General features: G+C 36.9%; 12 protein-coding genes. 7 read left to right on the top strand and 5 right to left on the bottom strand.

What is annotated here, in order from left to right:
• Positions 1–315: 315 nt before the first annotated feature.
• From J7I42_RS23355 to J7I42_RS23335, 5 genes are all read right to left on the bottom strand, one after another.
• The gene (locus J7I42_RS23355; RefSeq protein WP_209141295.1) at positions 316–507 is read right to left on the bottom strand and encodes a hypothetical protein; all 192 of its coding nucleotides are present in this window, start codon (positions 505–507) and stop codon (positions 316–318) included.
• 73 nt (positions 508–580) lie between these two features.
• Entirely contained in the window at positions 581–1,768 is a 1,188-nt protein-coding gene (locus tag J7I42_RS23350) for an alpha-L-arabinofuranosidase C-terminal domain-containing protein (RefSeq protein ID WP_209141294.1), read from the bottom strand.
• A gap of 390 nt (positions 1,769–2,158) precedes the next feature.
• Entirely contained in the window at positions 2,159–2,947 is a 789-nt protein-coding gene (locus tag J7I42_RS23345; RefSeq protein WP_209141293.1) for a hypothetical protein, read from the bottom strand.
• Between the two features lie 77 nt (positions 2,948–3,024).
• Positions 3,025–6,096, bottom strand: coding sequence for an nSTAND1 domain-containing NTPase (locus tag J7I42_RS23340; RefSeq protein WP_209141292.1), 3,072 nt, complete (start codon positions 6,094–6,096; stop codon positions 3,025–3,027).
• A 494-nt stretch (positions 6,097–6,590) separates the two neighbouring features.
• Positions 6,591–6,980, bottom strand: a complete 390-nt coding sequence (locus J7I42_RS23335; protein WP_209141291.1) for a hypothetical protein — start codon at positions 6,978–6,980, stop codon at positions 6,591–6,593.
• A gap of 353 nt (positions 6,981–7,333) precedes the next feature.
• Between J7I42_RS23335 and J7I42_RS23330 the strand changes: the two genes are divergently transcribed.
• From J7I42_RS23330 to J7I42_RS23300, 7 genes are all read left to right on the top strand, one after another.
• Positions 7,334–7,663, top strand: a complete 330-nt coding sequence (locus J7I42_RS23330; RefSeq protein WP_209141290.1) for a helix-turn-helix domain-containing protein — start codon at positions 7,334–7,336, stop codon at positions 7,661–7,663.
• 67 nt (positions 7,664–7,730) lie between these two features.
• Positions 7,731–8,111: a hypothetical protein gene (locus tag J7I42_RS23325; RefSeq protein WP_209141289.1), complete on the top strand. Its 381-nt coding sequence runs from the start codon at positions 7,731–7,733 to the stop codon at positions 8,109–8,111.
• A gap of 9 nt (positions 8,112–8,120) precedes the next feature.
• Positions 8,121–9,062 carry a CHC2 zinc finger domain-containing protein gene (locus J7I42_RS23320; RefSeq protein ID WP_209141288.1) on the top strand — a complete coding sequence of 314 codons (942 nt, stop codon included), beginning with the start codon at positions 8,121–8,123 and terminating at the stop codon, positions 9,060–9,062.
• A gap of 183 nt (positions 9,063–9,245) precedes the next feature.
• The gene (locus tag J7I42_RS23315) at positions 9,246–9,599 is read left to right on the top strand and encodes a plasmid mobilization protein (protein WP_209141287.1); all 354 of its coding nucleotides are present in this window, start codon (positions 9,246–9,248) and stop codon (positions 9,597–9,599) included.
• Positions 9,596–10,606: a relaxase/mobilization nuclease domain-containing protein gene (locus J7I42_RS23310; protein ID WP_209141286.1), complete on the top strand. Its 1,011-nt coding sequence runs from the start codon at positions 9,596–9,598 to the stop codon at positions 10,604–10,606. The genes J7I42_RS23315 and J7I42_RS23310 overlap by 4 nt, the downstream gene beginning before the upstream one ends.
• 28 nt (positions 10,607–10,634) lie before the next feature.
• Complete coding sequence (locus J7I42_RS23305) at positions 10,635–11,225, top strand: hypothetical protein (protein WP_209141285.1); 591 nt, start codon at positions 10,635–10,637, stop codon at positions 11,223–11,225.
• A 211-nt stretch (positions 11,226–11,436) separates the two neighbouring features.
• Positions 11,437–12,477, top strand: a complete 1,041-nt coding sequence (locus tag J7I42_RS23300) for a hypothetical protein (RefSeq protein WP_209141284.1) — start codon at positions 11,437–11,439, stop codon at positions 12,475–12,477.
• Positions 12,478–12,511 lie beyond the last annotated feature (34 nt).

The following is a 12,511-nucleotide window of genomic DNA, read 5'->3' as shown; positions in this document are numbered from 1 at the left end:
ATCCCCCAATCAATACTCAGTTTAGAAGAATAAGAATTAACCGTTTTCCTTACTTGGTTGTAATAGTGTTATAATTAACTCGGTAAGGCATGTAAAAAGAAAACCGAAATACTGAACTGTAAATACAAAGCTGTATCAATTTGATGCAGCTTTTTTATTTGGTTAAGGTGAAGGAGAGAGTGATTCAAAAAACTGAGGAAGAGAATCACAAGCAGATTGCGTAGTTATTTCAGTTGGCAATTGAACTTAATCAATAAATGTTTTTCGTTTCGAACATACCGAAAGGTGATGATCTTCTAAAATCCCTATCCGGTCTTACTTCTGTTCACAGGTCTCTTCAATAATCCCAAGATTGATCGGTTTGTATTTGGAGATCTGCGCCAGCGAGACCACCTGACAGAGTTGTATATTCTCCTTTACCGCCATTTTCTCCTTTGTTAAATTCCACACGGGTTCGCCTTTTCTTGTCTCAGCTTTGAACACAAAGAATATTATTATGTGTTTCATTTCGACCTCTATTATACGCTAATTTTGGCAGGAATCAAAACGGGAAGGTCATCTTTTACTACTATATTAAAAGCTATGATCTTATTTTAATTACACTAAAACTATACTTAGGCAAAGCCACTGAAATTATCTTATTGTTTATCGGAACTTTTGAACTAACCGGCACGACGTTCAAAGGCTGGCCTAGACTATTCATTGCATTTCCATCATCAGCCTTTAAAACAGTTATGGTTGCTGTGCTTTTGCTGTTTCCCAATTGGGGTACCTCTATTTTTTTCGCCTTTCCCTTTCCGGAAGGATTGACCAGTTTAATGATCACCTCGCCGGTGTGCTTATCTGTCACGGCAGATGCCCAGATACTATCACTCCCAGCAATGACATTCCCATTTTCTGTAATAGACGCCATACTCGTTCCTTTATTCAGAGAAAACAATTGTTGCACATAATAGCTTGGCGTGCGGTAACTGGTGCTATTATCAAACCAGATCAGATTGGGCGTCCACTGCCAATCTTTTACATGAGCAAACAGCGGCGCATAGGCTGCCATGCAAATAATATCTGCATTGCGTTCAACGCCGGTCATAAACGCGGCCTCGGCTAATGCGCAAAACAGGGTGTTTTTATTTTCCGGACTGCCAATCCGTGTACTCATGCAGGCATATTCGCCTAAAAATATTTTAGGTCCCTTCCGGTCGTAGTGATCATACTTGCTTGCATTCATCAAAAACCAATTGGCTGTTTGATAATAATGCTCGTCTATAATATCAACATTCATTTTTCTGAGTGCCGAATCCATAAAATGAAACTGCGGATTGGGAGAGTATCCTGTCGCACAGATCAGCTGCATATAAGGATACTTTGTTTTTATTGCCTCCCTAAATAGCTCTAATCGCTCTATATACTGCGGTCCCCAGTTTTCATTTCCAACACCAAGCATTTTCATATTGAATGATTCCGGATGGCCCAATGCTGCTCTCTTCTTACCCCATGCAGTAGTTACATCTCCATTAGCAAATTCTATTAGATCGAGTGCGTCCTGCACATAAGAACTCATTTCGTCCATTGGCACTACTTCCGCTGCATCAAACTGGCAACTGAGACCGCAGTTAAGAATTGGCAATGCGGCGGCTTTCAAATCTTCGCATAACTGGAAGTATTCATAAAATCCCAAACCAAAACTTTGAAAGTAATCGGGCAATGGTTTACCGGCTGCCCCCTCTTGCCATAGATTTGAAATCAATTTGCTACTACGGGCTTTCATTACAAAATGTTATCTATAATTATTAGAAGAAGCGGAGAGAGAGGGAACTGATCCTACCCTACTCCTTATTGTTAGTCAGTTAGTTGAGTGCTGCAAAATGGGTGACGCCAGGGATGACGCTGGGAAAACATCATATTGATAAGAACTATAACTCTAAATAAAGATAAATAAATTTCCCTTTTCCATATTAGTTACCTTCTTGGTAATATAAATCGCCCAAACATTAACAATCTTTCCTTTCCCCCGTAGCTTCAAGGATTCAGAAGAATTTAAAAGTACAATTCCATAAGGGAGCCACAAAACGAATCCTAAACCCAATTAAATATATTTATCTATGAACCCCTCCAACCAAATGCCTGCCCAACATGAACTTTACGAAATGTTCGACCGTTATTTTTTTTGATTATAAAACTCCACCCATCTTCTTCCTTCTGGGCAATCACACAACTTTTCATTTGTAACATGCGACCTTTCGCCTAAATATTTCTCTCTTGGATACTTAAACAATGGACTTATATTAAAACTTATGCTTGGCTCTTTTCCCTGTTTCCATGAATCTGGGTTTAAGCCAATCATTTGAGCTGGTTCCATTATTGTTGGCGGGGCCAAAAACATCCCCCACCCTTCTTTATTTAAAATTAACCCAGCCAACCATGCTATTCCATCAGCATATTCGATTTGAAAGAACACCTCCCTTTCACCTTTCTTGACAATTTCGAAACCTCGTTCATCATTATTATACTCATAATTATCATTAAACATCTCCCAAACGTTGTCATTAATCGCACCCACTAAATTTTTCCTGTTATCATAAAGTATGAACCAAACATGCAACTTTTCCTCTTTGACATATACTTTAAAATATGGATTCTCGTCCTCCAATGACGTACTGATTCCAATCCCTTTATACATTTGAAATGTGAGTCCCGAATGACCAATTCTGAATTCTGGTGATTGCACATTTCTATCTTCATTTAATTCGCCGATTTTATCTTTTATCTTTTCTTCAATTCCTTCTTTAGTGATTTGAGAAATGGAGTTATAAGCAACTAATGAGGCTACAACTATGGCGAAAATTAACACTGTTATTTTTAATTTCCTTGAGTCCGTCCACTTGTAGGTCAATAAAGCGAGTAAAACTGCACCGAAAAATGTCAGGACTATTTCTAGATATCTCATTTATGAAAACTATTTTAAAATGAAACACATAACATCCATTACTATATTTAAGAAGAGTTACTAGAGCCTTATTAAATTTAAATAACTAGCCTAGCCCAACTAGATATTTTACTCCAACGATTGCTTTGTGAAGCTTTTGTAGAATAGTTGATAAAAGCTTCAGGAAATGCGTCAAGTACATCTTGCAACTTTGGCTTTGGATTTCGCAGTAGGTATTCGGCAACTTTTTCAATGAACTGGTCTTCAGAAACAACCTCTTTTAGCTTTGCTGATATTCCAGCGTTGTCCAAAATTGTTTGTTTACCATCAAGGATTCCCTGAAAACGCAAATAGGAAATCTTCCTATCTTCTTCAATTGAATCAATAGAATTGGAGCCCATAAATCGCAAATAACAGTCAATTAGTTGATCAGGAGTATACGCATATTTGTTTTGAATTTTGCCAAGGGTTCTTTTAATTTTAACCTTGGTTATATTATTATCAAGCACATTTACAACAAAAAGCCCCCAACCAAAAAGAATAGAATTAATTTGTCTTTTTGACAATTCAGTCTTGAAGTCCTTAGTCAATTCTGGAACGCGAGCTAACAGCTCAGCGGGTTTGGCAGACGGATGTTCTTTTAAGAACTGATACGCAGCCTGGACTTTATTAAAACTAATTGCCGTTTCTGCAAGGCCTTTTAAAAACAGATCTTCTTGACAATCTACATTTGCCCAATCATTTAGAATTAAAGTAGATTCGTCTAGCTGAGTGGCAATTTTTAAAATAACAAGCTCCTTTGAAACCCGATTAGATAATTGCTCCCCATTCTGCAGCTTTTTAATTGAATCAACTACTATTTGTGGACTAATATATAAAATAAGATCAGCGTTGAACTCATAATTTGCCGATCTTCCTTTGCGAGATTCGACAATTTTATCTTTAATAGGTAAATTAGTGCTTGTCAGCCAAGTCATTAAATTAAGAGCATAAGCCTTCCACGTTTTTTCTTTAAAATCAGAGGTTTTGAAAATTCCTTTCAAAACAAATACAATATCATCAACAGTTATCTTCTTTCTATCTAATTTTGCTAATTCAATGTAAGGCGTATAGTTTTTTAGTTTTTCAGTTATATATTCAATAAACGCGATTTTATTTATTGCTTTACTCTTATCCGTTATTTCATAAATGTCTGAATTTTCTTTTTTTCGAAGTAAGCCGAAACTTCTTAATTCGAATAATATATTAAAAAGTGTCTTTTTTGTAAACGTTTTCGAGTGTTCGTTCGAGATCTCCTCAAACGTTCTAACCATATTTTTTGCAAAGCTTAAATAAAGCTGAAGACAACCTGAATAACTTTGCCGAATAAGATAGCTTTCGCCTATTACGGGAATGTCTCCATTAACAAGATAGTCCCTGAAAATATCCCAATAAATATTATACTTACTACCTGTATTAATAACAAGGCGTTTGTGTATAAGTTGATGCAATGCCTCTTCGTCAATATTTTCTAATTCGGAAATATCCAAAGCAGATTCAGAATAAGATCTGCGCGCAATGTAATTTAATGTATTTGATTCTTCGGCAGTCAATTTTTCTAAGTCAGAATCGAATAATGATTTAATATTTAAATCTTGTTCAATTAGTTCTTCAAGCGTTTTCCCATTAGTATATTGTTGGTAGGTATGAATGCATAACTTTTTTATAAGCCACGGGAACCCTTGAGAAGCGTCAATTAGACGCCTTTCTAAATCGTTCCCCAGTGGCTTTTTTATTTCTTTACTTAATTGATTAATCACATTTTTTACATCTGTTAGTCCAAATTCCGGAATTTTCAGATTAAGTGCATAATCCTTAATTTGAGAAAATTGATGGTATGCAGCATTTCCAATTGGAATGTTTATTTCTGACTTCCAGGAGAAACCAACTATTACATTTTCTTTAGCATCATTCACATCAATAAGAAATTTATAAAAGGCTTCAAATAGATCTTCCTTTCTAAAAACATCTTCGAATTGGTCAAATACAATTATTAAAACTTTGTTTTGTGATTTTAATATTGATAAGATTTGCTTTATTGAATTATCAGATAAAATATCGTAGGGAGATGCAAATTTAATATTATCACTAAAAAGGTTTTGTGAAATAAACCCATTTTGTTTCGCATCATCTATTAATTTCTTAAATGCTAATGCAATAAAACTGTTTGTTGACGCACTTCGTGTATCAACAGCCAGAGTAAAGGCCTTTTTCTTCAGGAACTTCGTCCTTGTTCTTCCTCGTAATTCCGCGATGACCGAACTTTTTCCCCAACCTGATTTTCCATCTAAGTAGAATATTCGGTTTTGTGTTTTGTTTTGTCGCACCTGTTCAATAAGAGCTAATAAATTATCTCTTAACGAAGCTCTCCCAATAAAGTGTTTTATAGAAGCGGGCGAATAATCATACCAATTTTCACTCTCTTTTATTTCGGTCACATTGTCCAATACTCTTGCGATCTTCTGTTTGCCTGACATTGTGGAAGTAAATGGAGCAAGCTGTATAAAATTTAAATCCTTTACTTCTTTAACAGAGTCTGTAACCTTAAAAACTGAATCATCTTTTGAAGTAATTAAAGTTTTTGCGTCAATGATAGTAAAGTTTTCAGCAATTGCATTTTCCTGAAAAAATAGAACATAAAAAATGCCGAAATATGTATATGCTAATATAGTTTTTGAAACGTGTAGAGACAATTCATTATAGTTCAGCTTATTGATTCGGCCGGATTCAATTAATAACTCGATGATCTTATCCGGTCCTATAAAAGATACGTTTTTCTTCGAATTTTCAAACTGAAGCTTCAATGCAGATGCTTGCCTGTCTAATTCTTCTGTATGGATAAAATAGCCATAATCTACCGATTCGCCACTTATACCATAATCAACTCCGAAAATAAAGGTCTTTATTTCAGTAGATTTCGGCTTCTCCTTCGCCTTGCATTCAACATAAAGAGTTTCATTTTTATATTTATGTTTGGCTAACAAGTCAATTTCAAGCCCAGTAAAATGTACATTCGGATTTACTTCGTAATGCTGGCGCTCCAATAGATCCCTTATCAAATGTTCTAAAACGCTTCCGTTTGCACTTTTATTAATTTCCGGTTCAAGGACTATTTTGACTTCATTAATCATCTATATATGTTTCTTTATAGCTACAATAAGTAAATTAATCTAACCTCAAGCTCAGATATTAATTTATAGATAATTTATCCAAATTGGAAACTTTAAAGACTTGATTTGGATCAAGTTTTATGCCTTCACTAAAACTGATAGGATATGCGAAGTTTGAATTTGAAAAGCATGGCATACTTCACAACCCTACAGAACACATTAAACATAATCTAATATGAATCTAAAAGTAGGCTATCGAGAATCACAAACCAACCTAAATAAAATAACTGCAAATTTTTAGTCAGAAGGGCCACAGAAATTTTTTCGGCATAGACCTCCCAGCATTTCTGCTAAAGAATGAATTATAATGTTAAACGCCGTGGAGAATAAAGAACTTCTTTAAAAGTTCACAGAATGCGGATTATTTCTAATATTCTGATAAAATTTGAACTAAAAATCCCGGAAAGCCGATCCAGATCAATTTGCGGCTATTCTTACTAGCAGTAATTTTTGCTTTATTTAAGACTTTCTAACCATTTTTTATAAGAAGACTTGTGTTCTTCCACAGTACACAATTTTTCAATTTCATCAGTCGGCTGAAATATGCTTGCTCTTTCAGAAGCTGGTTTCCCGTAAACTATAATGTATGTTCCATACCCACCTGTTGCCCTATAGGCGGAATCAATTCTACAACCGGTGCAACCAATAATGGATTCATGTTTGTTTTCAAGAACTCTTCTTAAACTTTCTAATGCTGATATTGGGTGGTAAAGTTCGCTTACTGATTCGTTGACTTCGGAATCAGTATATTTTAAATGTGTAGTTTGTCCTTCACTGGTAATTGTCAACAATCCTGTTGCAACAAGATTTTTTCTTAAATCATACCTCTTAATCGAATATTGCATATATAAAATCTGTTTGGAATTTAAAGTCTGAATAATTCAAGCTACCAGGTATACTTAGCTTTTATTAATCTTACCCCAATTTACCTCAAAGCTAATACACCCCCTCAATTTTTGATGGAGTATTTTTATCGTCACTTGGTTACCGTATGTTGCAGTCCTAAACGATATGTGTATGAAAGATTTTGTGCAGAGCGATATCAGGGCCAGCCGTATTCGGCGTTCATCCCAGCCGCCTTACGAACAACCTCATCTATCCCATATTTTTTCTTTCCGAGTCTGATCCACACTCGGATATTTCCCTTTTTGTTTAAAGCAACTTTGTCTAATCGTTCACCATTAAACCAGTAACGAGTATGAAAGAACTAAATACAAACGGAAACACTCCTATCCTGTTTCCCTACGAGCCGACAGAATACTGGCAAAGCATCCGCCAGGTAATCAGGGAGGAAATGGCCAGAATGGAAAAGGAAAACCCGCCCAAAGGAAATCTGCTGGAAACACCTGGCTTGACCTACAAACCACTTTTAAAGATCACTGAGTTGTGTACACTCTTCCAGGTTACCAAACCCACCATTTACAGTTGGATCAAAGCAGGGAAATTGAAGCCTGTAAAAGTAAGGTCAAGGGCTTACTTCCTGTTCCAGGATGTTCAAAAACTCATGAGCACAGATAGTTCAGATTAAGATAATCACCAGCCGTCCCTACCCCATACCAGGAACCGCGTATTTCTAATATTAAAACTTAATTACTATGGCCGAATTCAAAAAGCAAACTTTCCAGTTAAGCACCGGAAAGCAGATCAAACTACATGGAAACAGTTTCTTTATCAATCGCTCCTTAGAGATTGGCGAGGGCTTTGTTCCTAATATTTTCTCCATGTTCGAGGAACAATCGGACGGTAAACAAACCGAGACAGTTTCCAACCCCCACAGGCTAACTCCCGAAGAATTGCATGAACTGGCGGATTACAATATCCGTTTATGGCTGGACTTAAAAGAAAGCATCCGCACCTTTGGCATCAATAATCCTAAAGTTTTCAGCCGGGAAACTAGTCGCGGAGTAGATAATAACGCCACTGATTCTACCCCAAAATACAAACGGGAAAAGCCTAATTCCACTAAAGAACTTTAAAACTCAACCATGAAACAGTTATCGTGTGAACAGGCAAAACAGATTGATATGGTCGATTACCTGTCTTCATTAAACCACCTGCCAAATAAAGTACATAATCAGGACCACTGGTATTTATCCCCATTCCGACAGGAACATACGGCATCTTTTAAAGTAAATAGAAAACTCAATGTGTGGTACGATTTCGGTATCGGGAAGGGTGGCGACATTATTAATTTCGGCACCATATACCATAATTGCACTATAACCGAGGTGTTATCAAAATTATCGGCTTTTCAAAACCATTCTACTCTTTCTCTTCACCCGCCTACCATATCTGGCGAAACCGCCAGTTCGTCCTCCCAGCTTGCTGGTGAAAGGAAAGAGTCAACAGACTCCAAAATACTGGCCGTGGCCGTTCGGCCTTTGTCGGCCAATGCATTATTCGAGTATATAGAAAAGAGAAAAATTCCGCTGGATGTTGCCGACCAATATTGCCGGGAGGTTGATTTTGTCTTATATGGTAAACAGCAAACCGTAATTGGATTTCCCAACAACGCTGGCGGTTATGAACTCAGAAGTGAAAACTTTAAAGGCAGCAGTTCGCCAAAGGACATCACTTTTATTGATAACAAAACCGACCAGCTTGTCGTGTTTGAAGGCTTCTTTTCTTTCCTTTCATTTTGTATTATCAATAAAAATCAAACCACTCCCCTAACCAACTGCCTTGTACTTAATTCACTTGCGTTTCTCGACAAAAGCCGGGACTTAATGGAAAAGCATGTACGGGTTCATTTGCTTTTAGACCGGGATCTGGCTGGTAAGAAACATACAGAAAAAGCCCTGAACTGGAATCGAGACAGGTATATAGACAAGAGTGAATTTTACGGCGGCCATAAAGATTTAAACGATTGGCTTATTCATAACCGTAACAGTTTACAGCAAGGCCAGAGACAAGGAAAAAGGCTGTAAAATCCCATCTACGCCACAATTTATCGACCCTCGTACCAAGCTGCCAACCATAGGGAAAGACTGCCGGGTTTTATGGCGAGCGGTGTTTTTGTAGAACAAAAATTGCTAGGGGCCAAAAACACGCTCGCTTTTTGCTCCCGCTGGTCGCAAAAAGAAATACAAAATACATCTAAAATGAAGGGTATGAAACAAGAGGAAAGAAAGAATAGATCAGCCGGCAGACCGGCTAAAATTGTCAAAAAAGATATCAATGCAAGCGTACGGTTCACCAGTACTGAACACAATATTGTAAAAGAAAAAGCCAAAGACTGCGGACTTTCTGTTTCCAATTATATCAGAAAGGCTGCTATCTATAACACTGTAATACCACGTTTAACGGAAGAGGAACGGCAGTTTGCCAGGCAACTGGTGGGCATGGCCAACAACTTAAACCAGCTGGTAAAAGTCTGCCACCAGGAAGGATTGCTACAGACTATGGCCTACTTTGGAAACTATCGTCAACGTCTGGATGAGGTTTTAAAAAAGCTAAAACCATGATCAGTAAAGTAATTCCTGCCGATTCTGTTTATCATACCTGCCGGTATATCTGTAATAAACCGGGGGCGGAAGTACTGATAACCGATGGTGTAAGAGAGCATGATTTCAGGCTAATGGCTGAAGATTTTATCCGCCAGCAACAATTGCGACCGGGAAAAGAAAAGGCATTTTTCCACGGAATTGTAAGTTTTCATCCATCGGAAAGACCATCTAATGAAATGTTACAGACGATTGCCGGCCAATACCTGCAGCGACTGGGCATTGTTAATACACAGTACTCGATCGTTAAACATACTGACAAATCACACCTGCATCTTCATATTGTCGCCAACATGATTGATAATGACGGCAAGGTCATTAAAGATAATTATATAGGGTTGCTAGGTAAAAAAGTGGCACAGCAATTAACGCAGGAATACAAACTGATCCCGGCAATAAAAAAAGAAATAGCCATTACCAATCTGGAAAACATGAACGAACTGGAGGCATCAAGGTATAAAATATACATGGCTATTGCTGAGCTGCTGCCAAAGTGTAGTACAATGGAGACATTGGTTACGCGGTTGCAAAAACAGGGTATTGATACACAATTCAAGTACAAGGGACAGACGCAGGAGATCCAGGGAATAAGTTTTAAAATGGATAAATTTTCATTTAAAGGCAGCCAGGTTGACCGGAAATTTTCTTTTAGCGGATTACAGAAAGCATTATCCCAGGGAATTAATGAAAAGGTTGACAAAGAGCCGAAACAACAAGAGGCTGCATTACAAGTCCAAAACCCAAAACAGGATTTCCATAAAATTCTCTCACTATCCAAACATCATTCTAAAAAGCTTACCACAGCTAATACAGCATTAGAAAAGGCAAGCGACGTACTCAATAAAATGAATAAAGTATTTGAGGAATTATTAAAGTCGGAGGAAACACAAGAAAACCTGTCCTATAACTTCAGCCAGGAAGCGTATCTGCGCAAGAAAAGAAAAAAGCAGCATAAACATAAAAGGTGATTCTACTTCATCATTAAAATAGTTAACTATGACAGAGCAGAATAATGAAATATCGACTCCATTTACAGAAGTAATAACTAATATAATACAAAAGCAGGCAGAGCAAATTGCAGGCATTCAGGAGAAAATAAAGACTATCCAGACACCATTGCAGGATGTCACAGATATAAAAAAACAGCTAACGGATATCAAAGTGGCAATTACCGCCATAAAATTCCCCACGAAACAAATGGATGAATTGTCGGGAAAGTTGGCAACAAGTGTAACACTATTAAAGCAGCCAGTTGAGAATAAAGTATTTCACCATCACCACGTACCTAAATTAATATGGGTATCAGTAGGGCTATTTATTGTACTGTGCCTGACGTTCTGCGGCTGGTATAACACCAGCCAAAAGCTCGATTGGCATACCGCCAACGATTTCAAATACCGCTACCTTAAATTAAAAAACCACCCTTCATTACAGCAATTACTCCTATTTACGGACAGTTTATATCAGACCAATCCCGGCTTTACCGAGGAAGTTTTACATGGAGAAGATTCTGTACGCAAGATGATTCAGCAGTTGGTAAATGAAAAGGAACGGGAGGTGAATGATTTAAAAAGGAAGATGAAATAAACCTAACAGTTTTGGTAATAATTTCGTCGAACCTATATATTTTTACAATGGTAATTTAATAAAGACTCAACCATCACCCTAAGAAAGACATATCCGTTGGGGATGGAGACTGAATTCGAACAAGGTTGTTTTAAATCTTACAAAAATTATTTCCTGTAGAAAGAAGCGTACAGCGTTTAATAGTAAAAATATAATATTACCTACAATTGCAATGAGCACCCTACGTAATTTAACCATTTTCCTTTTTCTTACAGCTTTCGTTACTTGCACTATCCCAAAGCAGAACATAACAGCGAAACGTTTTTTAGTTTCTGTTAAGTCCATAAAAGGCGATACAATTATTAATTCAGCAGTTTACCACTCTGGACACATTTTTTGTTTGCAGGAAGATGGTAAAGTTATTGTTCTTGATACAGCATTTAATTTCGTTGATAGCCTGACTGCAAGATTTTCAAAGCTAAAAATTCAGTTCTTACACTCTTATAACGACACAATTCTGCTTTCAACGGATAAAGACATTTTCTATCTTGACACAGGTTTTGCTTTAAAGAAGTACAACAATCAGCCCTTTAAATACGGACTACCTTATTACAATGATTCAACATACTATGTTCATGCCTGCTCTGCTGGAGAATGGGGAGGTGCTGTATTTTTTTGGAATAAGAAAACAAACAAAACGTTTTCTTATCCAGCAACCGGTGTTCAACAAGTCTTTAAATTTAAAGACAATTATGTTGTAAGCAGTTTCTTAGCACACATGAGTGGCTTTTCAGACTATCTTTTAATAAAAGACCCGACAAAACTTTACGAACTTAAAGACGAAAAACAAAAAAGATTTTGCAATTGGTATGTGGATGTTGACAGTTTAAAGGGAAAAAAACATTTCGATACAACACTGCCATCGGGAGTAAAATACTATGCCGATGAATTCACAACAAGGACAATGTTAGCATTTCCGTACAATGACACTTTATACTCTATCTACTGTACAGACTCTGCAACAATTTTGGCAAAACATGTAAACTTCAAAATAATTCCTATTGACACCTTGCTAAAAAGGAGAATATCTTTTCAATTTGCAAATACGCATTTGACAAACGACGTAAGTGTAACGGCGTATAGAGAAAACTGGGGAACAAGTGACGCAAATAAAAATCCTATCAGTTATCAAAACACCGGGCTGATTTTCAGGCATGGCAACAGAATTACTTTTCTTGAATTCAAAACACCTCACATGTGGACGAAGGATTAGGTAACATTGCATTGAACGTATAAAGTGGTGGTTA

The sequence above is a fragment of the Niastella soli genome (genome assembly GCF_017742245.1).
GTDB classification, from domain to species: domain Bacteria; phylum Bacteroidota; class Bacteroidia; order Chitinophagales; family Chitinophagaceae; genus Niastella; species Niastella soli.
This window is presented reverse-complemented; position numbering and strand designations above follow the sequence as displayed.

Bases quoted from the DNA above. Each gene is read 5' to 3' on its own strand.
- J7I42_RS23355 (WP_209141295.1), bottom strand. From the start codon at position 507: ATGAAACACATAATAATATTCTTTGTGTTCAAAGCTGAGACAAGAAAA.
- J7I42_RS23350 (WP_209141294.1), bottom strand. From the start codon at position 1,768: ATGAAAGCCCGTAGTAGCAAATTGATTTCAAATCTATGGCAAGAGGGG.
- J7I42_RS23345 (WP_209141293.1), bottom strand. From the start codon at position 2,947: ATGAGATATCTAGAAATAGTCCTGACATTTTTCGGTGCAGTTTTACTC.
- J7I42_RS23340 (WP_209141292.1), bottom strand. From the start codon at position 6,096: ATGATTAATGAAGTCAAAATAGTCCTTGAACCGGAAATTAATAAAAGT.
- J7I42_RS23335 (WP_209141291.1), bottom strand. From the start codon at position 6,980: ATGCAATATTCGATTAAGAGGTATGATTTAAGAAAAAATCTTGTTGCA.
- J7I42_RS23330 (WP_209141290.1), top strand. From the start codon at position 7,334: ATGAAAGAACTAAATACAAACGGAAACACTCCTATCCTGTTTCCCTAC.
- J7I42_RS23325 (WP_209141289.1), top strand. From the start codon at position 7,731: ATGGCCGAATTCAAAAAGCAAACTTTCCAGTTAAGCACCGGAAAGCAG.
- J7I42_RS23320 (WP_209141288.1), top strand. From the start codon at position 8,121: ATGAAACAGTTATCGTGTGAACAGGCAAAACAGATTGATATGGTCGAT.
- J7I42_RS23315 (WP_209141287.1), top strand. From the start codon at position 9,246: ATGAAACAAGAGGAAAGAAAGAATAGATCAGCCGGCAGACCGGCTAAA.
- J7I42_RS23310 (WP_209141286.1), top strand. From the start codon at position 9,596: ATGATCAGTAAAGTAATTCCTGCCGATTCTGTTTATCATACCTGCCGG.
- J7I42_RS23305 (WP_209141285.1), top strand. From the start codon at position 10,635: ATGACAGAGCAGAATAATGAAATATCGACTCCATTTACAGAAGTAATA.
- J7I42_RS23300 (WP_209141284.1), top strand. From the start codon at position 11,437: ATGAGCACCCTACGTAATTTAACCATTTTCCTTTTTCTTACAGCTTTC.